Source organism: Halomonas sp. DP1Y21-3, from assembly GCF_019801245.1.
Lineage (GTDB): Bacteria > Pseudomonadota > Gammaproteobacteria > Pseudomonadales > Halomonadaceae > Halomonas > Halomonas litopenaei.
Genome location: NZ_JAHVJM010000001.1, coordinates 239,725 through 262,224, shown reverse-complemented (window position 1 = coordinate 262,224; position 22,500 = coordinate 239,725). Strand labels below are relative to the sequence as shown.

The window sequence follows — 22,500 nt, the reverse complement described above, 5'->3', positions numbered from 1 at the left end:
GTGAATTCGCTCGCCTAGCTGACGAAAGCGGAGTCCTTGCCCAGGTTTTCTGGCCCGAAGGAGTCCGGCAGCAACTCGTCCATGGTGTAGCGCTTGAGCAGTTGGCCGTCCGCGTCCACCACCCGGATCAGGGTGTCGGGGGAGGAGAACTCGCGCAGGCGCTGACGGCAGTCACCGCAGGGCGTGCACAGGTGCTCGCCGGGACCGATGACGTAGACCTCCTTCAGCCGGGTCTCGCCGCTGGTGACCATGGCGGCGATGGCCGAGGCCTCGGCGCACAGCCCCTTGTAGTGGGCGACCTCGACGTTGGCGCCGACATAGCGGGCTCCCGAGTCACTGATCAGCAGGGCGCCCACCGGGTGGCTGGAGTAGGGCACGTAGGCGCGGCCGCGTACCTCGATCAGCGCCTTGACGATATCGGCGTCGACGGTCTCTGGCGTCCTTGGATCGCTCATCGGGTGGTCTCCTGGCGGCTGGTTTGCTGGCGGTCGTCCTCGAGCACGGCCTCGAGGGCGATGGTCATCATCTCGTCGAAGCTGGTGGCGCGCTCGTCGCTGGAGAGGCTGTCGCCGTTGACGATATGGTCCGATACCGTGCAGATGGTCAGTGCGCGGGCGCCGAATTCGGCGGCGACGCCGTAGAGCCCGGCGGCCTCCATCTCGACGCCGACGATGTCGAACTTGCGCAGGCAGTCGATCAGCGCCGGGTCCGGGTGATAGAACAGGTCGGCGGAGAAGATGTTGCCGACCTTGACCGGGGTGCCCTGGGCGCCGGCGGCGTCCACGGCGGCGCGGGTCAGGTCGAAATCGGCGATGGCGGCGAAGTCGAGGCCGCGAAAGCGCGAGCGGTTGACGCCGGAGTCGGTGCTGCCGCCGAGGCCGATGATCAGGTCACGCACCTTGACGTCGTCGCGCACGGCGCCGCAGGAACCGACGCGGATCAGCCGTCTGGCGCCGAATTCGGTGATCAGTTCCTTGGCGTAGATCGATACCGAGGGGATGCCCATGCCGTGGCCCATGACCGAGATCTCGCGTCCCTTGTAGCGACCGGTGTAGCCGTACATGTTGCGCACCTCGTTGACCAGTCGCGCATCCTCGAGAAAGGTCTCGGCGATGTATCTGGCGCGCAGGGGATCGCCGGGCATCAGCACGGTGTCGGCGAAATCACCACGTTCGGCCTTGATGTGGGGGGTAGCCATCTAAGCTCCTCGTCTATCCAATGCTCGTTTGCGCTCGATAAAGCTTTCACCGTCGGCCATGGGGGCAAGACCGAAATAGCTCGCCAGGCTCTGGCCGATGTCGGCGAAGCTCTGCCGACGCCCCAGCGATCCGGCCGTAAGCCCGGCGCCACTGGCCAGTACCGGGATGAACTCGCGGGTGTGGTCGCTGCCTTGCCAGGTGGGGTCGCAGCCGTGGTCGGCGGTGATCACCAGCAGATCGTCGTCGGTCAGCCGTTCGAGCAGCGCCGGCAGCTGTTGGTCGAAGGCTTCCAGCGCCGCCGCATAGCCGGACACGTCGCGGCGATGGCCGTAGACCATGTCGAAGTCGACGAAGTTGGTCATGATCAGGCGCTGGGTGTCGCTCGCCACCGGTTCATCCATGGCCGCCAGGGTCGTTTCCATCAAAGCGTCATGGCCCGACGCCTTGATCAGACGACTGATGCCGCAGTGGGCATAGATGTCGGCGATCTTGCCGATCGCCACGACCTCGCCGCCGGCGTCGTGAAGCTTCGACAGCACCGTGGGCGAGGGCGGCTCGACGCTATAGTCGCGACGATTGCCGGTGCGCTGGAAGCTCGCGGCGTCGTCACCGACGAAGGGGCGCGCGATCACCCGACCGATATTGTAGGGCTCGAGCAGCCGCCGGGCGGTCTCGCACAATGACAGCAGGCGCTCAAGGCCGAAGCTGTCCTCATGGGCGGCGATCTGGAAGACGCTGTCGGCGGAGGTGTAGACGATGGGCTTGCCGCTGGCGCAGTGTTCTTCACCCAGACGGGCGATGATCTCGGTGCCTGAGGCGTGGCAGTTGCCCAGCACACCGGGTAGTGCCGCCTCCTCGATCAATGCCTTGAGCAGTTGCGGCGGAAAGCTCTGCTCCCTGTCCTCGAAGTACCCCCAGTCGAAGCGCACCGGGACCCCGGCGATTTCCCAGTGCCCGGACGGGGTGTCCTTGCCCGAGGACACCTCCATGGCGTGTGCGTAGGCGCCGTCGACCTCGCCCAGCTGGATGCCTGCGGCGCTGGCGCCGGTGGCCTCGCGGTGGGCGTGATAGAGCCCCAGGCGGGCCAGGTTGGGAAGTTGCAGCGGGCCGCGGCGGCCACGGTCATCGGCCTGCCCGCGGGCACAGGCCTCGGCGATATGGCCCAGGGTATCGGCGCCGGCGTCGCCGAAGCGCTCGGCGTCGGGGGCAGCACCGATGCCGAAGGAATCCATTACCAGCACGATCGCGCGGCTCATGGTGTCTCTCCCGTTATCGAAGGATCGCACAAGGTCTCGTGCACCAGTGGCGGGGGCGTGCCCTCGTCGCCGAGGGTGAAGGCCTCACGTACCCGCGCCGCGAGTCTGTCGGCGTCCGCCTGGCTGGCGGCGTGAATGCGCGCCAGCGGGGTGTGACGGTCGACCGTCTGGCCGATGGCGGCGATGGCGTCCAGGCCGACACGATGGTCGATGGCGTCGCCGGCACGGCGGCGCCCGCCGCCCAGCTCGACCACCGCCATGCCCAGCGCCTTGACGTCCTGACGTGCCACCCGTCCCGGATGCTCGGCCAGGACGTCCTGGATCACCGGGGCCGGGGCGGGCAGGGCGCCTGCGTTTTCCAGCAGGTTGGTCGGTCCGCCGAGGCCTGCCACCATGCGCTCAAAGCGCTCGGCCACGTCGCCGCTGGCCAGGCGTGCCTCGAGCAGGCGTTCGGCGTCTTCCCTGGTCGCCGCCAGTCGGCCGGCCAGCAGTGCTTCCACCGCCAGCCGACGGGTCAGCGTCAGCAGCCGCGAATCGCGCCGCTCACCGCGCATGATCGCCAGGCACTCGCGTACCTCGATGGCGTTGCCGGCGCTTTCGGCCAGGGTCTGGTTCATGTCGCTGAGCACCGCCGTGGTCGGGGTGCCGGCACGTCGGGCGACGTCGGCGATGGTGGCAGCCAGGGTCCGGGTCTCGTCGTCGTTCGCCATGAAGGCGCCGTTGCCGATCTTGACGTCCATGACCAGAGCATCGAGGTTTTCGGCGAGCTTCTTGCCGAGGATCGAGGCAACGATCAGCGGCAACGAGGCAACGGTGGCGGTGACGTCGCGCACCGCGTAGAGGCGCTTGTCCGCCGGCGCCAGATCGCCGCTCTGTCCGACGATGGCCACACCGACGTCCTTGAGCAGGCGCTCGAAGGTGGTGCGCCGAGGAGTGACGTCATAGCCGGCGATGGCCTCGAGCTTGTCCAGGGTGCCGCCGGTGTGGCCCAGACCACGACCGGAGATCATCGGCACGTGGGCTCCGCAGGCGGCGAGCCAGGGTCCGAGGATCAGCGATACCGGGTCGCCCACGCCGCCGGTGGAATGCTTGTCGAGGATAGGCCCCGGCAGGTCCAGCTGTCGGTAGTCCAGCACGCTGCCGGAGTCCCGGGTCGCCTCGGTCAGCGCCACCGTCTCATCCAGCGTCATGCCGTTGAGATAGGTGGCCATGGCGAAGGCGCCGATCTGCTCCTGACCGGCGCTGTCATCGGCGATGGCCATCACGAATTGGCGGATGGCCTCACTGGACAGCGCCTGGCCGTCACGCTTGGCGGCAAGAATATCCTGCAACAGCATCAGTAGCCTCCGGACCGGCCCCCGCCGTCGACACCGACACCGGCGGTCATCAGCAGGTTGTCGAGCAGGCCCGAGGCGCCGAAACGGAAGGTCTCGGGACGGGCCCAGTTGGCACCCATGATCTCGGCGGCAAGCTCCAGATAGACGGCGGCGTCCTCGACGCTGCGAACGCCCCCGGCGGCCTTGAAGCCGACCGGGCGGTCCGCGTCACGGATGACTTCCAGCATCACTCGGGCGGCCTCGGGCGTCGCGTTGACGGCGACCTTGCCGGTGGAGGTCTTGAGGAAGTCGGCACCACCGGCGATGGCCTGCTCGCTGGCCCGGCGGATCAACTCGGCGTCCTTCAACTCGCCGGTTTCCAGGATCACCTTGAGGGTGCGGCCGCTGGCGGCGGCCTTGCACATCTCGACCAGCTCCTGGCCGATCTGATCATCGCCATTCATGAAGGCGCGGTAGGGGAAGACCACGTCCACTTCGTCGGCACCGGAGGCCACCGCTTCGCGGGTAGCGCGGGCGGCTGCCATGACATCGTCTTCGCCGTGGGGGAAGTTGGTCACGGTGGCGATCTTGACCTGGCCGCTGAGGTTGTGGGCGGTGAGGGCGCGCCGCGCCGGCACCACGAACTGCGGATAGATGCACACCGCCGCGGTGTGGCCCAGCGGCGTCTTGGCCCGCTGGCACAGGGCCTCGACGACATGGTCGGTATCGTCATCGTTGAGGCTGGTCAGATCCATCAAGGACAGTGCCTGGCGAGCGATCACGGAGGGGTTGGTCGACTTGGGGGACATGGGAGGCTCCTGGAGTGGGACAGGCCGCCGCCTCGGGCGGCCGAAGATGTGAGGGCGGGCGCTGGATCCGCGACGTGGGATCAGGCGCCCAGGGTCATGAAGAAGCCGGCGATGCAGGCCGACATCAGGTTGGACAGGGTGCCGGCCAGTACCGCCTTGAGGCCATAGCGGGCGATGTCGTGGCGACGGCTCGGGGCAATGCTGCCGAGCCCGCCGAGCAGGATGGCGATGGAGGACAGGTTGGCAAAGCCGCACAGCGCGAAGGACAGCACCGCGGCGGTGTGGTCGCTCATCACCTCGCCGGTGGCGGCCACGAGCTGCTCGCCGTCGATATAGGGGGCCAGGTTGATGAAGGCGACGAACTCGTTGACCACCAGCTTCTGGCCGATGAAGGACCCGGCCAGGGTCGCCTCTTCCCAGGGAATGCCGAGCAGGAAGGCCAGCGGCGAGAACACCCAGCCCAGGATCAGCTCGAGGCTGAGATCCTCGAATCCGACCCAACCACCGACGCCACCGAGGATACCGTTGAGCAGGGCGATCAAGCCGATGAAGGCCAGCAGCATGGCGCCCACGTTGGCCGCCAGTTTGAGGCCGGACGAGGCGCCACCGGCGGCAGCGTCAAGCACGTTGGCCGGCTTGTCCTCGTCCTCGATGACCTCGGAGACGCGGTCGGCCTTGTCCGCCTCGGGATCGGTCTCCGGCATGATCAGCTTGGCGAACAGCAGGCCGCCGGGGGCCGCCATGAAGGAGGCGGCCACCAGGTATTCCATGGGGATGCCGAGTGCGGCGTAGCCGGCAAGCACCGAGCCCGCCACCGAGGCAAGGCCACCGCACATCACCGCAAATAGCTGGGAGGCGGTCATGCGGGCGATAAAGGGCCGCACGACCAGCGGCGCCTCGGTCTGGCCGACGAAGATATTGGCGGTGGCGGACAGCGACTCGGTGCGTGAGGTGCCGAGCAGCTTCTGCAGCGCGCCGCCGAGCAGCCGCACGACCCATTGCATGATGCCCAGGTAGTAGAGCACCGCCGTCAGCGACGAGAAGAAGATGATGACCGGCAGCACCTTGACCGCGAACACGAAGCCGACGCTGTCGGCGTTGGCCAGGCCGCCGAACAGGAAATCGATGCCGTCGTTGGCGTAGAGCACCACCTGGCTGACGGCGTCCGATACGGTCTTCAGGACCTTCTGGCCAAAGGGCACGTAAAGGACGAAGGCCCCGAGACCAGCCTGGATCAGGAAGGCGCCCCCCACGGTTCTCAGGCGAATGGCACGGCGGTTGTAGGAGAACGCGACGGCGATGGCGATCAGGGTGGCCATGCCGACCAGGCTCATCAGGAGTGTCATAGGTTCCTTCGCCTCATCAAAATATGAACGTTGAAGAATAGATCATCGCACTTCGGGCCTGGTCTGGCGTCCCGCATCGCGTTGATAGCGGGCAATTGCCTCGAACGGGGCGGAAATCTCTTGTGCCGAATGGGGTATCAGAACAGGAATTATAGAGGTGATGGGGCATGGCGGCGGCTCGTGTCGAGTGATTGTTGTCGAGCGGAATTGGCCGGCACGGGCTGGGCCCATCCGTCAATGAGTGTATAGTAACACTTGATGTGAGAAAAATAACATTTGTGCAGTGGCGTTTTCTTACCTGCCCGGGCACTGGCTGAACCCGGTAGTTCAGGGCATGCTTATTGAAAAACGACGGCAGCAAGCCATGACCGTCGAGGCGCGGGGGAGAATCCATGAATCAGCGCAGTATTCAGCGACAGGAGCGCCTTTTGCAGGCGCTCGCCGGAGGCGGCAGCCTGAGGCTGGCGGACGCCGCCATCCTCTGCGGTGTGTCAGAGATGACCCTGAGGCGCGACGTGTCCACCAAGGACAGCCCTCTGATGCTGATGGGCGGGCATCTGGTTCGCCGCGACGACCCCCACTTCACGCCAGTCTACGACCTGGAAACTCAACAGGATCGCGGCGCCGATATCAAGGCGCGTCTGTGTCGCCGCGCCAGTGGCTACGTGGAAGACGGCGATACCCTGTTTATCGATTGCGGCACCACCCTGGTGCCGATGATCGCAGAACTGGCCAGCCGACGAGACCTGACGGTGGTGACCTACGCCCTTAACGTGGCCAATGCGGTCAGCCATTTCGATGGCATCCGACTGATCCTGCTGGGCGGCGTCTATCAGGGCGTCTCCCAGTCCTTCGACGGCGATGACATCGCCCGCCAGGTCCGGGGACTCGGCATCAATCGCGCCTTTCTCTCCGCCGCCGGGGTGCATGCCGCACGGGGCCTGAGCTGCTTTCACTTTCATGAAGTGGCGCCCAAGCAGGCCGCCATCGAAACCGCCGCCCAGCGGATCCTGGTATTCGACGACAGCAAGTGGGGCGTGCTGCGTCCCGCCTTCTTTGGCGCCCTGATCGACGCCGATGTCATCATCACCCACGGCGAGGGTGCCGCAGGCCTGTCACGTACGCCGGAAGTGGCGTCTCGGCTGGTTCATCCCTGATTCCCCGGTTTCGGTTTCTTGCCCAGCGTGGATCCTTGACTTGTGGATCCTTGGCTTTTCAGTCTCTGACGGCCTTTCTCGATAGTGGTCCCCTGGGCGCACGGTTGCGCCTCTCGTTGTGGTCTGTCCCTTCTGCTCGAGCCTTCCCTTGGCCTCCTTGCTGATCTGGCCCTCGTCGCCGATTCGCTCTTTCATGACCAGGCCCTTGGTGAGCCGGTCCTTCTTTATCTGATCCTTCCTTATCTGATCCTTTTCTATCTGCACCTTCCTTATAGCCCTCTTCACGGTCTGGCCTTCTCGACATCGTCATCGTTTTCGTCCTGGCGTTGGGGTGATGGCGTTGGGGGAGATAACGTCAGGCGATAACTTCGGGCAGTAGCGTCAGGCAATAACGTCAGACGATAGCGCGGCGCGGCTTATCGTTCTTTTCCATCAGATCGCCTTTCCCATGGGATGGGGTCCGGCCTCGCTGATACGGTTCCTGGTGGTGCTTCCTGGGTGTGGTGTCGGGTCGCAGGGCAGGTTCTGCTAGCCCAGGCAATTGGCCATTTGTGCACTGTTGCGACGTCTTGGTGCGACAGATCAAGGAAAGGTGCGACACCCCTGCGGCAAATCGTCGCTTCTCAAGTCTGGTCGCTCTGTCGACAATACGCCCCGGTCGCATTCCATCTACTTCTTTTGTTCAGGTGACGACGTCTTGTCGTGGTACCGAGGCAGGGTAGGGGATGCGAAATTTTGCGGGTCTAGTCCGTGGTTCGGCACATTTCATGCAACTTTTGCCAAAGGTGCATGCAATGTTCCACCTCAGCGGCCCCTGCACATCGCGCGAGCCTGAGCTCGTAATCTCTGGTATTCCGCCTCCAAGCCCTGACGAGGTTGCTACATGAGAAGAAAGTCGTACCTGCGCGTGCTCAGCGTTGTGCTGATGCTGGCGCTGCCCCTGTTGCTGGCGGGCTGCGAATCGGCGCTGCTCGACCCCAAGGGGGAGATCGGCCGTGAGCAGCGTACCTTGATCCTCACCGCCTTCGGTCTGATGCAGATCGTGGTGGTGCCGGTCATCGTGCTCACCCTGTGGTTTGCCTGGCGCTATCGCCGTGGCAACACCGATGCCACCTATTCACCCGACTGGGCCCATTCGACCAAGATCGAGGCCATCGTCTGGTTCATTCCCTGCGTCATCATCGTCTTCCTGGCGCTGTTGACCTGGTACACCTCCCACAGTCTCGACCCGCACCGCAGTCTCGAGGCCAAGGAAGGGCAGAACGAGCCCATGGAGATCCAGGCCGTATCGCTGGACTGGAAGTGGCTGTTCATCTACCCGGAGCAGGGCATCGCCACGGTCAACGAACTGGCCTTCCCCGAGGACACTCCGGTGCGCTTCCGGGTGAGCTCCGGCTCGGTGATGAACGCCTTCTTCATTCCGCGCCTGGGTAGCCAGATCTACGCCATGGCCGGCATGGATAACGACGTTCACCTGATCGCCGAAGAGCAGGGCGTCTATCCGGGCCGCTCCACCAACTACAGCGGTGCAGGCTTCTCCGAGATGACCTTCGACGCCCACGTGGGTTCCGTCGAGGACTTCGAAGAGTGGGTGGAGAAGGTGCGTTCCTCGTCCGATACGCTGACCTTCCCCGAGGAGTACTACGATCTCGCCACGCCGAGCGAGGACAACGAGGTCCAGTACTTCTCCGAGATCACCCCGGCGCTCTATGAGCGCATCATCAAGAGCTTCCTGGCCGGCGGCAAGCATGCCGAGTTCGTCGAGACCTACGGCGGCGTGGTCCACGGGCACGGCGCAGGCGGCCATGGCGACGAGAGCGAGTCTCACGGCGAGTCCATGAGCGCAGAGGCAGCGGAGTAAATCATGTTTGGAAAACTGACGTTAGACTCGATTCCGATCCAGGAGCCCATCATCATGGTGGTGGCGATCGGTATCGCCCTGGGCGGGATCGCCGTGGTCGGCGGCCTGACCTACTTCAAGAAGTGGGGCTATCTGTGGCGCGAGTGGATCACCTCCGTCGACCACAAGAAGCTCGGTATCATGTACTTCCTGGTCGCGCTGGTGATGCTGATCCGTGGCTTCGCCGACGCCATCATGATGCGTACCCAGCTGGCCATGGCCTCGGCCGGGGCCGAGGGCTATCTACCGCCTCACCACTATGATCAGATCTTCACCGCCCACGGTGTGATCATGATCTTCTTCGTCGCCATGCCCATGGTCATCGGTCTGATGAACCTGGTGGTGCCGCTGCAGATCGGCGCGCGCGACGTGGCTTTCCCCTTCCTTAACAACTTGAGCTTCTGGCTGTTCGTTGCCGGTGTCATCCTGGTCAACGTCTCGCTGGTGGTCGGTGAGTTCGCCGCGACCGGCTGGCTGGCCTACGCGCCACTATCGGGGATAGAGTACAGTCCCAGCGTCGGGGTGGATTACTGGATATGGGCGTTGCAGATATCGGGGATCGGTACGACCCTGACCGGTATCAACTTCTTCGTCACCATCCTGAAGATGCGCACCAAGGGCATGACCCTGTTCCGTATGCCCATCTTCACCTGGACGTCGCTGTGCGCCAACGTGCTGATCATCGCGTCCTTCCCGATTCTGACCGCGACCATCGCGATGCTGACGCTGGATCGTTACCTGGGGACTCACTTCTTCACCAACGATTTTGGCGGCAACATGATGATGTACGTCAACCTCATCTGGGCCTGGGGCCATCCTGAGGTGTACATCCTTATCCTGCCGGCATTCGGGGTGTTCTCCGAGGTCATCGCGACCTTCGCTCGCAAGCGGCTGTTCGGCTACGGCACCATGGTGTGGGCGACCATCGCCATCACCTTCCTGTCGTTCATCGTCTGGCTGCACCACTTCTTCACCATGGGGGCCGGGGCCAACGTCAATGCCTTCTTCGGCATCATGACGATGATCATCGCCATCCCCACCGGGGTGAAGGTATTCAACTGGCTGTTCACCATGTACCGCGGTCGTCTGGAGTTCACCTCTCCGGTGCTGTGGACCATCGGCTTCATCATCACCTTTACCCTGGGTGGCATGACCGGTGTGATGCTGGCGGTACCGGCGGCCAACTTCGTGCTGCACAACAGCCTATTCGTCATCGCCCACTTCCACAACGTCATCATCGGCGGCGTGGTGTTCGGCATGCTGGCGGGTCTGACCTACTGGTTCCCGAAGGCCTTCGGCTTCACCCTCGACGAGAAGTGGGGCAAGCGCTCCTTCTGGTTCTGGCTGACCGGCTTCTACGTGGCCTTCATGCCGCTGTACGTGCTCAGCTTCTTCGGTGCGGTGCGTCGCATGCAGTCCTATGACAACGGCGCCTGGCAGCCGTGGATGATCATCGCCTGGATCGGTGCCGTGCTGATTCTGTGTGGTATCGCCTGCACCGTGATCCAGTTCTACGTCAGTATCCGTGATCGTAAGAAGAACCAGGACGTCACCGGCGATCCCTGGGATGCGCGTACCCTAGAGTGGGCGACCTCGTCTCCCGCACCGTTCTACAACTTCGCGCATCTGCCCGAGATCAAGGACATCGACGACTTCTGGAACCAGAAGCAGGCCAACGGCGGCAAGGCCGGCGTGTCCAAGGGACCGTACAAGGACATTCACATGCCCAAGTACACCTGGGAAGGTCCGGTGATCGGTCTGATCTCCGCGGTCTTCGGCTTCGCCCTGGTGTGGCATATCTGGTGGCTTGCCATCGTGACCGCACTGGGCATGTTTGCCACCTTCATCGCGCGTATCTTCAACGATGACGTCGACTACTACGTGCCGGCCGCGGAAGTCGAGCGTATCGAGCGCGAACACCAGAACCGTGTGGAGATGCAGGCATAACCATGGCAACCGACACCCTCAACCAGCAAGGTCATGCCCACGGGCATGACCATGATCACGACCACGACCATCATGATGCCGCGGGCACCAAGGTCTTCGGTTTCTGGGTCTATCTGATGAGCGACCTGGTGATCTTCGGGTCACTGTTCGCCACCTACGCCGTGCTCCTTCGGGGCACGGCCGATGGTCCGACCCCGGGCGAGATCTTCCAGCTCCCGTTCATCCTGGTCGAGACCTTCCTGCTGCTGTTCTCGAGTTTCACCTACGGCATGGCGGTGCTCGCCATGAACGCCAATCAGGCATCCAAGGTGATGAAGTGGCTCGGGATCACCTTCCTGCTGGGCGCGGCCTTCGTGGCGCTGGAACTCTATGAGTTCCATCACCTGATCCATGAGGGCTTTGGTCCGGATCGTTCAGGCTTCCTGTCGGCCTTCTTCCTGCTGGTCGGTACCCACGGTCTGCACGTGACCGCCGGTCTGATCTGGATCCTGGTGATGATGATCCAGGTGAAGCAGCGTGGTCTCGACGATGTGGTGCGTCCGCGCATCATGTGTCTGAGCCTGTTCTGGCACTTCCTGGACATCGTCTGGATCTGCGTCTTCTCCTTCGTCTACCTGATGGGAGCCCTGTGATATGAGCGGACACGCCAACGACCATCACAGCCATGGCAGCGTCAAGTCCTATGTGATCGGCCTGATCCTGTCCATCGTGCTGACCGTCATTCCCTTCGGGGCGGTGATGACCGGCGCCTTCGACACTTTCGCGACGGTGATCGTGATCGTCGGTACCGCGGTGGCTCAGGTGCTGGTGCAGCTCGTGCTGTTCATGCACATGAACACCAAGGCCGATGAAGGCTGGAACTTCATGTCCTTCGTCTTCACCGTGGCGATCCTGGTTCTGGTCATCGGAGGTTCCCTATGGATCATGTACCACCTGCATCACAACATGATGATCGGCTGACGCCGACTCGCATGATGTTCAGGGACACTCTCAGGGACTACCTCACCATCACCAAGCCGGGCATCATCGGCGGCAACGTGATCTCTGTTCTGGGCGGCTACTTCCTGGCCGCCCAGGGCCAGTTCGATGCCATGGTGTTCCTGTCGGCGCTGTTGGGTCTGGCCCTGGTAATCGCCTCGGGCTGCGCCTACAACAACGTCATCGACAAGGACATCGATGCCTTGATGGAGCGCACCCGCAACCGCCCGCTGGTGCAGGGGCGGGTCAGCGAAGCGGCGACACTTCGGTTTGCCACCCTGCTGGGCATCGCCGGCTTCGGTCTGCTGGCGCTGGGGACCAATGCGTTGACGGTGGGTCTGGCGGCCTTCGGCTTCGTCATCTATGTGGGGGCCTACAGCCTCTACATGAAGCGCAATTCCGAGTTCGGCACTCTGGTCGGCAGCCTCTCCGGGGCAGTGCCGCCGGTGGTGGGCTATTGCGCGGTGACCGGCAGCTTCGATACCGGCGCCTTGACCCTGCTGGTGATCTTCAGCCTGTGGCAGATGCCGCACTCCTACGCGATCGCGATCTTTCGCATGGAAGATTACCGCGCCGCCAACATTCCGGTGCTGCCGGTGGTTCGCGGTATCGGTACGGCCAAGCACCATATCCTGGGCTATATCCTGGCCTTTATCGGTGCGACGCTGTCGCTGAGTCTGGCCGGTTACGCTGGACCCGGTTACTTCATCGTTGCCCTGGTGCTGGGCGTCTACTGGCTGTATATCGCGGCCAAGGGCTACCGTACGGACGACAACGTGCGTTGGGCGCGACAGGTATTCGGCATCTCGATCCTCACCATCACGGCGCTGAGCCTGATGATGTCACTGGACGCGACGCTGATGCCAAGCACGCCGATGTGGACCTCCATGTCCTGATCGGGTGGCGCTGAAACCGAAACCCCGCATCTTCACCGATGCGGGGTTTTTTTTGTGTTTATCAGTCGTATGGGTGAAGCGTGACTAGAGGTCAAGTGTTGTACAGGACTTGTATAGTATGTACGGTAACGTTGGTAGCGAAGCGAAAAATCGCTTCTATACTGCAAGTTAAGGACAACGGAGTCGCGGGCGCCGAGTGCCGGTCTCGGGACTTACTTCAGCGGTAGCAGGAGGGAGTCAGTATGCTGACACACGTCTGGGGATTGATGGCCCACCCGAATCGCGAATGGAAGCAGATCAAGCAGGAAAGGGAGACGATAACGCACCTGTACGCGCATCACGTGTTGTTGCTGGCCGCCATACCGGTGATCTGTTCGTACATCGGTACCACCCAGGTCGGCTGGAGTCTCGGCGGCGGCACGACCATCAAGCTCAGTTATCTAGACGCCCTGGGGGCGGGGATCGCCTTCTATCTGGTGATCCTGGCGGCGGTCTACATCGTCGGCAAGACCATCCGCTACTCGGCCAAACGCTTTCCCAAGACACCCAGCCAGAGCCAGTGCATCATCTTTGCCGGCTATGTGGCGACCCCGATGTTCCTGAGCGGCATCGTGGCGATCTACCCGATCATCTGGCTGTGCCTGCTGGCCGGCGTTATCGGCCTCTGTTACACCGCCTACCTGCTGTATCTGGGCATTCCCTCCTTCCTCGATATCAGCGAAAAGGAAGGCTTCGTCGTCTCCAGCACCACCCTTGCGGTGGGGGTACTGGTGCTCGAAGGACTGCTCGGCATGACCGTCCTGCTGTGGGGCTACGGCGAGCGCATCATTCTGTCGCTGCTGGGGTGATTAGAGGGTGACTAGAGGTCGGCTAAAGAGTGACAAGTCGACGGGGATGACCCGAGAGCAGTGAAACTCGAGACGTGAAAGACCGGACCGTTCAGACCGACAATACGGGTAAGACAAAAGGGGCGACGCTGATGCGTCGCCCCTCTTTCTATCTGGGCTTTTCTGTGCGGCCCGATCTGGTGGGTATCGGCCCGTCTATCCCTTGATACTGTCCAGCGCCTTGCGCAGGTGGTCGATGCTGCGCTCGGGCTGATGCAGCTTGTCCAGGCCGAACAGGCCAATGCGGAAGGTCTGGAAATCGTCGCCTTCATCGCACATCAGCGGGACCCCGGCGGCGACCTGGACGCCGGCCGCGGCGAACTTGCCGACCAGCCCCGGGTCGTTGTGGTAGCAGACCACCACACCGGGCGCCTCGTAACCCTCGGCGGCGACGCTCTTGAAGCCGTACTCGGCCAGCAGGCTACGCACTCCCTGACCCAGGGCCCACTGTTCCTGTTTCACCTTGTCGAAGCCGTAGGCGTCGGTCTCGCGCATGATCTCGCGTAGCTCGCGCAGGCTGTCGGTGGGCATGGTCGCGTGGTAAGCGTGGCCGCCATTCTCGTAGGCCTCCATGATCTCGAGCCACTTCTTGAGATCGGCGGCGAAGCTGGTGCTGGTGGTTTCCTTGATGATCTCTCGCGCCTGGGCCGAGAGCATCACCATGGCGCAGCAGGGGGAGCCGCTCCAGCCCTTCTGGGGGGCGCTGATCAGCAGGTCGACGCCAGTATCCTGCATGTCCACCCAGACGGTGCCCGAGGCGATGCAGTCCAGCACCATCAGGCCGCCGTGGGCGTGCACCGCATCGGATACGCGACGGATGTAGTCGTCCGGCAGAATCATCCCGGACGAGGTTTCCACGTGGGGGGCGAAGACGATGTCCGGCTGCAGTCGCTCGATGGCCTGCTCGACCTCCTCGATGGGGGGCGGGGCGAACGCTGAGGTCGGATCGCTGTCCTGCTGACGTCGGGCCTTCTCCACGCACAGTTCGGCCGGGATCTTGCCCATCTCGAGGATCTGGTGCCAGCGGTAGCTGAACCAGCCATTGCGGATGACCAGGGCGCTGCGGTTCTGGGCGAACTGGCGGGCTACCGCCTCCATGCCGAAGGTGCCGCTCCCGGGCACGATGACCGCGCTGTGGGCGTTGTACACCTGCTTCAAGGTGGTGGAGATGTCGCGCATTACGCCTTGAAAGCTCTGCGACATATGGTTCAGGGCGCGGTCGGTATAGACCACGGAGTATTCCAGCAGGCCATCGGGATCGACGTCCGGGAGCAAGCCAGGCATGAGGCGCATCCTTACAGTGGGCGTTGAACAAGCCGAAGACGCGGACTGCGTCAGCGACGACGGCGCCGAGCGGCTAGGGCTCGGCGCTCATTATTCTCTACAGCATAAGGTCAAAGGGCGGTGGCGGCCAGAGGACGGCGGCTCGCGCGTGGCGCGGTCATTTTCCTTGTGTGACTGTCGTTACATCCGAGTCCGTCGTGATATGTGTTTTTGTACTGATTCGAGTAAAAAACGGACTAACCCACCAATAGGGATTTTCATGAGACTTATCAGCCATTTCGCGTAGAGGTCATCTCAGTAGCTGAAGCAGCTTGGCATGACCGATGGCTGGCAAAGCAAACTTTGACCATGCTGAGAAGACCGCTGCCAATAAGGCGTCGCAGCGTGTTTCGTCTAACGCCGTCGGTGACGCCGGGCGGTCCGGCCGGCGGAGCACGATCTTCCCAGGTGGAGGACGTCGATCATGAACGAACCATCATCATGTACGTGTCAGGCCGCTGGACTGACGCCTGAGCAGCTCGACGCGCTGCTGGCGCGAAACCCGCAATTGGCACAGGAACTGGCGGCACGATATCAGCAAATACTGGCTGAGCCGGCAGAGCTGGACAGGCCAGATGACCTGGCCGCGGTGGGACTGGGGCCCGATGGGGCGCCGCTGGTCAGCGGTCCTGCGGAGCCCATGCCGCTGGCCCGTTTCGATCTCAGCAACGGCAACCGCATCGAATTCGTCGGGCTTAGAGGCGACAACAAGGAGGCCCAGGTAGGCATGCGGGAGTTGGGCGTGAGCGATCGTGCGACCCCGCGAACCTTTGCAAGCGAAGTTGGCAAGTCCGCGCTGGATCACTACCTCATGCTCGCCCCGCAGGAGGTGCCCATCCCGAAGATGCTGCTCGAGCTGAATCCCGACATCGACCGCAAGGCGTTCAAGAATCGCACCGTGGAGCGGTTGGAAGAACCCATCGAGGTGGATCTGGACGAGTTGGGCATAACGCCGGACACTGCCAGGGCAGGGTCCTCGGCAGGAGGCGGACCAGGCCAGCAATACTGTGTCCCGGGCGATGGTTATCATCTGTTTCGCAACCACAACTGCGAGACCGTCTCCTTCCCGAGCAACACCTGGTGGTGGTGCGACCCGGAGGCCCACTATTCCTTCCGGGATCGCTGGACCTCTGACCGCAAGCGTCGCAACTCTCTTGGTGTCACCACTGCCTGCCATGGGCCGGCGGCCACCCTGCACTACTACAAGAATGTCTTTGGCAACTGGAAGCATCTACATACCTTTCACCTGCCTTCAGGCTACTGGCAGTGGACCCGGTATGAGGGGCTATCCAAGCGAGACCGCTGGATACGACATCGCTGTGTGACCGCGGGAGGCAGCAGCTTCGTGCGCTGCGTCAGCTTCTTCTACAACTGAGGCCTGTGTCACCTCGGCAGCGCTCGCAGCTTTCGTTGCAGGAGCGACTCGCCTGCGCCTTGGCGCCATCACCGTTGTCGCGGTGGTGGCGCCTTGCTGTTTGGCGTCTGGTTTGGTGAGGGTTCCGGCCATGCGGGGTTGCTGCGGCTAGGGCGTCAGGCAGAGGTTTCGGGTTCTGCGATGGGCTCGGGCAGGGCACCCTGGTTGATCCGCGCGATGGCGGCGGCGGCGCGCTCCAGCGCGGGCAGGCAATCCAGGGCGCGCTGCTTATCCATGCGCATCACCGGTGCCTGGATCGCCAGGCCGACGTTAGAGACCCCGGTGGGGTTGGGGGCCAGCACCGCGATGCACAGAAGCCCCGGCAGGAATTCCTCGTCGTCGAAGGCGTAGCCGTCGCGCTTGACCTGCTCGATCTCCGCTTCCAGAGCGTCGATGTCGGTAAGCGTGTTTCGGGTGAAGGCCTCCAGGGTGGCATCGGCGAGCAGCCGACGGCGCTGGGAGGCGCTCATCTGCGCCAGAAAGAGCTTGCCGCTGGCGGAGCAATGGGCAGGCACCCGGGAGCCGGGGTGTAGATAGAAGCGCAGCGGAGCCGACGTCTCGACGCGGTCCAGATAGAGCACCTCGCTGCCGGACAGGGCAGTGATGTTGCAGCTTTCCCCGACCTCGCGGACCAGCTCAGCCAACACGCCGTGACGTGCGCCCTGAACGGTGTCGTTGAGCAGCAGGGTCTCGGCCAGCCGGCGCAGGCGGCTGCCCTTGCTGTAGTGGCGGTTGTCCGCTTCGCGCTGCAGCATGCCGGAGTTCTCGAGCTGCTGCAGCATCCGGTGCAGCGTCGGCTTGGGCAGGCCGGTCTCGTCCACCAGGCTCTGCAGGGTGAAGTACTGGTCCTTCTCCGCGATCACCTCGAGCAGCGCCAGCAGGCGCTGGGCCGGGGTGTCGCCCTCGATGATCCGGGTGTCAAAGCTTGCTGTGCTCATGGTGTTTCTCCCTGTGACCTTCAGTCTATTCGTTTCTGAAAAGAACGCAATTCGTATCGTTTTTTGAAATCCATGTTGACTCCCTCCGATGGGAAAGCTACCTTTGGCTCAAGTTCCGAAAAACGGAACTTATGGTATCGAAAAGCTTGAGGCGACCGATCCGGAGCGGCTCAAGCCAAGACAAGGCCCGAGGCCCTGATGGCCGACGCCGCCAGCATCCGCTTTTGTTCCCTGGAGGAGCCCCATGAGTCACAACGACAACACCAACAAGCGCCAGGTCGTGAAGGGTAAGCAGAAGATGACGCCCTCCGAGGCCTTCGTCGAAACCCTCGTCGCCAATGACGTCACCGACATGTTCGGCATCATGGGTTCGGCCTTCATGGACGCCATGGACATCTTTGCCCCCGCCGGCATTCGTCTGATTCCGGTGGTGCACGAGCAGGGCGCGGCGCACATGGCCGACGGCTATGCCCGTGTTTCCGGCCGCCATGGTGTGGTCATCGGCCAGAACGGCCCCGGCATCTCCAACTGCGTGACCGGCATCGCGGCGGCCTACTGGGCCCACAGCCCGGTGGTCATGATCACACCGGAAACCGGCACCACCGGTATCGGCCTGGGCGGCTTCCAGGAGTGCAACCAGCTGCCGATGTTCCAAGAGTTCACCAAGTATCAGGGCCACGTGACACACCCGGCGCGCATGGCCGAGTACACCGGTCGCTGCTTCGAGCGGGCCATGTCGGAGATCGGTCCGACCCAGTTGAACATTCCGCGTGACTACTTCTACGGCGAGATCGAGGCCGAGATTCCCGAGCCGCGTCGCATCGACCGCGGCCCCGGTGGCGCTCAGTCACTGGACGAGGCGGCGGCCCTGCTGGCCGAGGCCAAGTTCCCGGTGATCGTTTCCGGTGGTGGCGTGGTCATGGCCGACGCGGTGGAAGAGTGCAAGGCCCTGGCCGAGCGCCTCGGCGCGCCGGTGGTCAACAGCTACCAGCACAATGACTCCTTCCCCGCCAGCCATCCGCAGTGGTGTGGTCCGCTGGGCTACCAGGGCTCCAAGGCCGGCATGAAGCTGATCTCCCAGGCCGACGTGGTGCTGGCACTCGGCACCCGTCTCGGGCCCTTCGGTACCCTGCCGCAGCACGGCATGGACTACTGGCCGAAGGACGCCAAGATCATCCAGGTGGACGCCGACCACAAGATGCTCGGCCTGGTGAAGAAGATTTCCGTCGGTATCTGCGGCGACGCCAAGGCCGCCGCGGTCGAGCTGAGCCAGCGCCTCGAGGGCCGTGACCTGGCCTGCGACGCCTCCAAGGACGAGCGTCTTGCCAAGATCAAGGCCGAGAAGGACGCCTGGGAGAAGGAACTCGACGAGTGGACCCACGAGCGTGATCCGTTCAGCCTCGACGCCATCGAGGAAGCCAAGGACGAAAAGCCGTTCTCCGGCGGCGAGTACCTGCACCCGCGTCAGGTGCTGCGTGAGCTCGAGAAGGCCATGCCGGAAGACGTGATGGTCTCCACCGATATCGGCAACATCAACTCGGTGGCCCACAGCTACCTGCGCTTCGAGAAGCCGCGCAGCTTCTTCGCCCCGATGAGCTTCGGCAACTGCGGTTACGCCCTGCCGACCATCATCGGTGCCAAGACCGCCGCGCCGCATCGTCCAGCCATCGCCTACGCCGGTGACGGTGCCTGGGGCATGAGCCTGATGGAGACCATGACCGCCGTGCGTCACGGTATCCCGGTCACCGCGGTGGTGTTCCACAACCGCCAGTGGGGCGCCGAGAAGAAGAACCAGGTCGACTTCTACAATCGTCGCTTCGTGGCCGGCGAGCTCGACAACGAGAGCTTCGCCGAGATCGGCCGCGCCATGGGTGCCGAGGGCATCACCGTGGACCGTCTGGAAGAGGTGGGCCCGGCGCTGAAGAAGGCGGTGGACATGCAGATGAACGAGGGCAAGACCTGCATCATCGAGATCATGTGTACCCGCGAACTGGGCGACCCCTTCCGCCGTGACGCCCTGAAGAAGCCGGTGCGTCTCTTGGAGAAGTACCAGGACTACGTCTGATACCGGCGGCGAAGGACTCCCCTGTCTGACTCGCCACGCAAGACTCTCTCGTCCGGTATGACGACATTGCCCTGGCCTGGTGCCAGGGCTTTTTTACATTCGCCAGAGGGTGGTAAAGAGCCCCGGCCGAGTGAAGGGATGGGCGGAGTCTCCGATAACAATGACCCCGGGAGAGCTGTTCCGATGAAAGCGCTCAATCATATACGCGACATGGCCCGCCAGGACCCCAGACGTATCGTGCTGTGCGAGGGCGACGATGCGCGGGTGCTCAAGGCAGGACTGGCGGCAAGCCAGGCCGGCTATGCCCGCATCTTGCTGGTGGGGGAGCGTCAGGCGATCGACGCCCGCGCCGAGGCCGAAGGGCTCGAGCTCGGGGCGATCGAGCTGATCGATCCCGCCGACTCCGAGCACACCGATCGCCTGGCAACGCTCCTGCTTGAACTGCGCGGGCCCAAGGGCATGACGGCCGAGGATGCCGCCCAGCGGGTACGTGAGCCGCTGATCTTTGCCAACCTGATGGTCCGCGACGGCCTGGCCGACGGCTGTGTGGCCGGGGCGGTGCACACCACCGCCGACGTCGTCCGCGCCGCGATCCAGTTGATCGGCAAGGCGCCAGGGGCGAGCCTGGTGTCGAGCTTCTTTCTGATGATGTTGTGCAAGGAGTTCCATAGCCTGAAGGGAGGCATGATCTTCTCTGACTGCGGGCTGGTGGTGGACCCCGACGCCGAGGCGCTGTCGCAGATCGCCATGGCCGCCGCCGACAGCGCCGAGGCGCTGCTCGACGAACCGGCACGGGTGGCGATGCTGTCGTTCTCCACCAGCGGCAGCGCCCACCACGCCTCGGTGGACAAGGTCGTGGAGGCGGCGCGCAAGGTCAAGAACGCGCGCCCGGGCCTGGCCATCGATGAGGACGTGCAGCTCGACGCCGCCATCGTCGCCGAGATCGCCGAGCGCAAGCTGCCGGACTCCAGGGTCAAGGGCAACGCCAATGTGCTGATCTTCCCGGACCTTGAGGCCGGCAATATCGGCTACAAGCTGGCCGAGCGGATCGGCGGCGCCGAGGCCATCGGGCCGCTGCTGCAGGGCCTGGCGCGGCCCGCCAATGACCTCTCGCGGGGGTGCAGCGAAGAGGATATCGTCAACGTGATCGCCGTCACCACGGTCCAGGCCCAGCGCCTGTCGGTGGCGTAACACTCATCTGGCCGGCCGGGAGGGAAGATGACACTGGTACCCGAGGGAATGGAGCTGTCTGGCCTTTTGGCGGTGATACTGATCACCGTTCTGGCAGGCTACCTGCACACGGTGTCCGGGTTCGGTATCGGCATGATCATCATCGGCGTGGCCAGTGGCTTCGAGCTGGTCAGCGTCGCCACCCTGGTGGCGGTGGTCAGTCTGGTGACCCTGGTCAACAGCGCCGTGGCCCTGCCGGGCAAGCTGCATCATCTGGACCGGCGTCATCTGCTGGCGCTGGGGCTCGGCATCGTGCCGTCCATCGGCCTCGGGGTGTGGGCGCTGAACTGGCTGAGCGTCAGCGCCGAGGCGCTGTTGATGCTGATGCTGGGGGCGTTGGTGTTCTATGGCGGGCTCAGCGTGGGCCTGCGGCCGCGCCCACGCGCGGCCGTATCGTCCTCGGCAGGCTTCGCCGCGAATGGCGTCATGACCGGCCTTCTGGCCGGGATGTTCGGCATGCCGGGGCCGCCGGTCATCTACCACTGCTATCGCCAGCCGCTGCCCACCGAGACCATCCGGCTGTTGCTGATCGCCTGCTTCGCCATGACCTCGGGGGTGCGCACCCTGTATGTCGGCGCCGCCGGCGGGCTCGACGCCCAGGTCTGGCTGTTGGCGTTGTGGACCCTGCCGGCGGTGGCGCTGGCCACCTGGGCCGGACGCCGCTATCCGCCGCCCTGCAGCGCCGTGCTGTTGAGACGAGTGGCCATGCTGACGCTGATGGTGATCGGCGTGGGGCTGATGCTCGACGGCAGCCTGGCGCTGTGGACCAGGGCGTGAGGCCGAAGCAGGGAGCGAAGGTCGGCCGTTTACCCTTGTACGATTCACAGCGTGATCGGTGACAGCGCCCGTTCGCGCCAGCGTTCGAGACCGGCCTCGAGATAGGGCAGAAAGTGCTGACCTTGCCTGGAGAGAGCGTGAAAGCGCGAGGTGATCACGGCGATATCGAGGTCGATGGCGGGAACGAAGGGCAGGATCGCCACGGCGCAGTCGCGACGCATCAGAAAGCTCCAGGCCGAGACCGGGTCCACCAGGGCATGGCCGATGCCGGCATTGACCAGGCTGATGGCGGAAGGGAACAGGTGGGTTTCGGCGGCGATCTGCCAGTCGGCGCCGGCCTGTCTGAGCGCCTGCTTCAACTTGAGTGTGCTCTGGTGGTGCTCGTCCAGGGTCACCAGGGCCTTGCCGTCAAGATCCGCCGCCTCTACCTGAGCAAGGCCCGCCAGCGGGCTGTGGCGCGGTACCGCCAGGTGCATGCGCAGGGACAGGTGGCGGGCATCGAGGTCGTTAAGGTCATCCTGGCGTTCGATCACGCCGACATCGAACTGGCCCTCGGCCACCCAGTCCCGGATCTTGCGCGAGCTGAAGGTCTGCAACGACAGCCGGGTATCGGGATAGTCGGCCAGGTACTCGGCCATGATCCCGGGCATGGCGGTGGGCGAGAGCCCCGGCATGCAGCCCAGGATCAGCTTGCCCGCGCGGCCCTGGCGCAGGCCATCGGCGAGTTCGTCCAGATGTGACACCGACGCCAGTACCTTGTCGACCCCCTCCATCAGATAGCGGGCCTCGGGGGTCAGCTCGGTGCCGTAGTTGTTGCGGCGAAACAGCAAGAACCCCACCTCCTGCTCGAGATTGGCGATGGCCGAACTGACCGCCGGCTGGCTGAGTTCCAGACGACGGGCGGCCTTCGACAGGCTGCCGGTGTGCACAACCTCACGAAATATCTGGAGCTGGCGAAGCTGGTGACGAACCTTCATGGGCGTCCCTCCGGGCGCCCTCGGGAAGTGAGTGAGCGCCTCTAAATTGTATTTATGGTTTCATAGTTATCTCAAAGTTGTCTTT

At 63.8% G+C, this 22,500-nt stretch carries 20 protein-coding genes; 11 read left to right on the top strand and 9 right to left on the bottom strand.

Going from position 1 to position 22,500, the window contains the following annotated elements; genetic code table 11:
- Positions 1–14: 14 nt before the first annotated feature.
- From cdd to KUV74_RS00995, 6 genes are all read right to left on the bottom strand, one after another.
- Positions 15–455, bottom strand: a complete 441-nt coding sequence (gene cdd, locus KUV74_RS01020) for a cytidine deaminase (protein ID WP_222515422.1) — start codon at positions 453–455, stop codon at positions 15–17.
- A complete protein-coding gene (gene deoD / locus KUV74_RS01015; protein ID WP_045991916.1) occupies positions 452–1,198 on the bottom strand; it encodes a purine-nucleoside phosphorylase in 747 nt (248 codons plus the stop codon). Before deoD ends, cdd begins: the two co-directional genes overlap by 4 nt.
- Complete coding sequence (locus tag KUV74_RS01010) at positions 1,199–2,455, bottom strand: phosphopentomutase (protein WP_222515421.1); 1,257 nt, start codon at positions 2,453–2,455, stop codon at positions 1,199–1,201.
- On the bottom strand, positions 2,452–3,792 hold the full coding sequence (gene deoA / locus KUV74_RS01005) for a thymidine phosphorylase (RefSeq protein ID WP_222515420.1): 1,341 nt from the start codon (positions 3,790–3,792) through the stop codon (positions 2,452–2,454). Before deoA ends, KUV74_RS01010 begins: the two co-directional genes overlap by 4 nt.
- Entirely contained in the window at positions 3,792–4,580 is a 789-nt protein-coding gene (gene deoC, locus KUV74_RS01000) for a deoxyribose-phosphate aldolase (RefSeq protein ID WP_222515419.1), read from the bottom strand. The genes deoA and deoC overlap by 1 nt, the downstream gene beginning before the upstream one ends.
- 80 nt (positions 4,581–4,660) lie before the next feature.
- The gene (locus KUV74_RS00995; protein WP_045991920.1) at positions 4,661–5,926 is read right to left on the bottom strand and encodes a NupC/NupG family nucleoside CNT transporter; all 1,266 of its coding nucleotides are present in this window, start codon (positions 5,924–5,926) and stop codon (positions 4,661–4,663) included.
- A gap of 392 nt (positions 5,927–6,318) precedes the next feature.
- Between KUV74_RS00995 and KUV74_RS00990 the strand changes: the two genes are divergently transcribed.
- The 7 genes from KUV74_RS00990 to KUV74_RS00960 all read left to right on the top strand — a co-directional run bounded on the left by KUV74_RS00990 (position 6,319) and on the right by KUV74_RS00960 (position 13,652).
- A complete protein-coding gene (locus tag KUV74_RS00990) occupies positions 6,319–7,083 on the top strand; it encodes a DeoR/GlpR family DNA-binding transcription regulator (RefSeq protein ID WP_045991921.1) in 765 nt (254 codons plus the stop codon).
- An 883-nt stretch (positions 7,084–7,966) separates the two neighbouring features.
- The gene (gene cyoA / locus KUV74_RS00985) at positions 7,967–8,944 is read left to right on the top strand and encodes a ubiquinol oxidase subunit II (RefSeq protein ID WP_222515418.1); all 978 of its coding nucleotides are present in this window, start codon (positions 7,967–7,969) and stop codon (positions 8,942–8,944) included.
- A gap of 3 nt (positions 8,945–8,947) precedes the next feature.
- Entirely contained in the window at positions 8,948–10,930 is a 1,983-nt protein-coding gene (gene cyoB, locus KUV74_RS00980; RefSeq protein ID WP_222515417.1) for a cytochrome o ubiquinol oxidase subunit I, read from the top strand.
- Between the two features lie 2 nt (positions 10,931–10,932).
- Complete coding sequence (locus tag KUV74_RS00975) at positions 10,933–11,562, top strand: cytochrome o ubiquinol oxidase subunit III (RefSeq protein ID WP_222515416.1); 630 nt, start codon at positions 10,933–10,935, stop codon at positions 11,560–11,562.
- A 1-nt stretch (position 11,563) separates the two neighbouring features.
- Positions 11,564–11,890 carry a cytochrome o ubiquinol oxidase subunit IV gene (cyoD, locus tag KUV74_RS00970; RefSeq protein WP_222515415.1) on the top strand — a complete coding sequence of 109 codons (327 nt, stop codon included), beginning with the start codon at positions 11,564–11,566 and terminating at the stop codon, positions 11,888–11,890.
- A 14-nt stretch (positions 11,891–11,904) separates the two neighbouring features.
- On the top strand, positions 11,905–12,804 hold the full coding sequence (cyoE, locus tag KUV74_RS00965) for a heme o synthase (RefSeq protein ID WP_261394999.1): 900 nt from the start codon (positions 11,905–11,907) through the stop codon (positions 12,802–12,804).
- A gap of 242 nt (positions 12,805–13,046) precedes the next feature.
- The gene (locus KUV74_RS00960; protein ID WP_083970270.1) at positions 13,047–13,652 is read left to right on the top strand and encodes a Yip1 family protein; all 606 of its coding nucleotides are present in this window, start codon (positions 13,047–13,049) and stop codon (positions 13,650–13,652) included.
- Positions 13,653–13,847: 195 nt separating this feature from the next.
- Here KUV74_RS00960 and KUV74_RS00955 read toward each other — a convergent pair whose 3' ends face one another.
- Positions 13,848–14,975, bottom strand: a complete 1,128-nt coding sequence (locus tag KUV74_RS00955) for an aminotransferase class V-fold PLP-dependent enzyme (protein WP_045991926.1) — start codon at positions 14,973–14,975, stop codon at positions 13,848–13,850.
- Between the two features lie 463 nt (positions 14,976–15,438).
- Between KUV74_RS00955 and KUV74_RS00950 the strand changes: the two genes are divergently transcribed.
- Positions 15,439–16,389, top strand: coding sequence for a hypothetical protein (locus tag KUV74_RS00950; protein WP_222515413.1), 951 nt, complete (start codon positions 15,439–15,441; stop codon positions 16,387–16,389).
- A gap of 155 nt (positions 16,390–16,544) precedes the next feature.
- On the opposite strand, the gene KUV74_RS00945 is transcribed toward KUV74_RS00950, so the two are convergent.
- Positions 16,545–17,366, bottom strand: a complete 822-nt coding sequence (locus tag KUV74_RS00945; protein WP_108131551.1) for an IclR family transcriptional regulator — start codon at positions 17,364–17,366, stop codon at positions 16,545–16,547.
- 244 nt (positions 17,367–17,610) lie between these two features.
- On the opposite strand from KUV74_RS00945, the gene xsc reads away from it, so the two are divergent.
- From xsc to KUV74_RS00930, 3 genes are all read left to right on the top strand, one after another.
- Complete coding sequence (gene xsc / locus KUV74_RS00940; RefSeq protein WP_261394997.1) at positions 17,611–19,431, top strand: sulfoacetaldehyde acetyltransferase; 1,821 nt, start codon at positions 17,611–17,613, stop codon at positions 19,429–19,431.
- Positions 19,432–19,614: 183 nt separating this feature from the next.
- Positions 19,615–20,622 (top strand): phosphate acetyltransferase, encoded by a 1,008-nt coding sequence (gene pta / locus KUV74_RS00935; protein ID WP_222515412.1) that lies wholly within the window; start codon positions 19,615–19,617, stop codon positions 20,620–20,622.
- 27 nt (positions 20,623–20,649) lie between these two features.
- Positions 20,650–21,438, top strand: a complete 789-nt coding sequence (locus KUV74_RS00930; protein WP_205254722.1) for a TSUP family transporter — start codon at positions 20,650–20,652, stop codon at positions 21,436–21,438.
- A 44-nt stretch (positions 21,439–21,482) separates the two neighbouring features.
- Here KUV74_RS00930 and KUV74_RS00925 read toward each other — a convergent pair whose 3' ends face one another.
- On the bottom strand, positions 21,483–22,415 hold the full coding sequence (locus KUV74_RS00925) for a LysR family transcriptional regulator (RefSeq protein ID WP_222515411.1): 933 nt from the start codon (positions 22,413–22,415) through the stop codon (positions 21,483–21,485).
- Positions 22,416–22,500 lie beyond the last annotated feature (85 nt).

Coding starts and splice junctions, on each gene's coding strand:
- deoC (WP_222515419.1), bottom strand. CDS start 4,580: ATGTCCCCCAAGTCGACCAACCCCTCCGTGATCGCTCGCCAGGCACTG.
- cdd (WP_222515422.1), bottom strand. CDS start 455: ATGAGCGATCCAAGGACGCCAGAGACCGTCGACGCCGATATCGTCAAG.
- deoD (WP_045991916.1), bottom strand. CDS start 1,198: ATGGCTACCCCCCACATCAAGGCCGAACGTGGTGATTTCGCCGACACC.
- deoA (WP_222515420.1), bottom strand. CDS start 3,792: ATGCTGTTGCAGGATATTCTTGCCGCCAAGCGTGACGGCCAGGCGCTG.
- KUV74_RS00975 (WP_222515416.1), top strand. CDS start 10,933: ATGGCAACCGACACCCTCAACCAGCAAGGTCATGCCCACGGGCATGAC.
- cyoD (WP_222515415.1), top strand. CDS start 11,564: ATGAGCGGACACGCCAACGACCATCACAGCCATGGCAGCGTCAAGTCC.
- KUV74_RS00960 (WP_083970270.1), top strand. CDS start 13,047: ATGCTGACACACGTCTGGGGATTGATGGCCCACCCGAATCGCGAATGG.
- KUV74_RS00925 (WP_222515411.1), bottom strand. CDS start 22,415: ATGAAGGTTCGTCACCAGCTTCGCCAGCTCCAGATATTTCGTGAGGTT.
- KUV74_RS00995 (WP_045991920.1), bottom strand. CDS start 5,926: ATGACACTCCTGATGAGCCTGGTCGGCATGGCCACCCTGATCGCCATC.
- KUV74_RS00990 (WP_045991921.1), top strand. CDS start 6,319: ATGAATCAGCGCAGTATTCAGCGACAGGAGCGCCTTTTGCAGGCGCTC.
- KUV74_RS00955 (WP_045991926.1), bottom strand. CDS start 14,975: ATGCCTGGCTTGCTCCCGGACGTCGATCCCGATGGCCTGCTGGAATAC.
- KUV74_RS00930 (WP_205254722.1), top strand. CDS start 20,650: ATGACACTGGTACCCGAGGGAATGGAGCTGTCTGGCCTTTTGGCGGTG.
- pta (WP_222515412.1), top strand. CDS start 19,615: ATGAAAGCGCTCAATCATATACGCGACATGGCCCGCCAGGACCCCAGA.
- KUV74_RS00950 (WP_222515413.1), top strand. CDS start 15,439: ATGAACGAACCATCATCATGTACGTGTCAGGCCGCTGGACTGACGCCT.
- cyoB (WP_222515417.1), top strand. CDS start 8,948: ATGTTTGGAAAACTGACGTTAGACTCGATTCCGATCCAGGAGCCCATC.
- KUV74_RS01010 (WP_222515421.1), bottom strand. CDS start 2,455: ATGAGCCGCGCGATCGTGCTGGTAATGGATTCCTTCGGCATCGGTGCT.
- KUV74_RS00945 (WP_108131551.1), bottom strand. CDS start 17,366: ATGAGCACAGCAAGCTTTGACACCCGGATCATCGAGGGCGACACCCCG.
- xsc (WP_261394997.1), top strand. CDS start 17,611: ATGAGTCACAACGACAACACCAACAAGCGCCAGGTCGTGAAGGGTAAG.
- cyoA (WP_222515418.1), top strand. CDS start 7,967: ATGAGAAGAAAGTCGTACCTGCGCGTGCTCAGCGTTGTGCTGATGCTG.
- cyoE (WP_261394999.1), top strand. CDS start 11,905: ATGTTCAGGGACACTCTCAGGGACTACCTCACCATCACCAAGCCGGGC.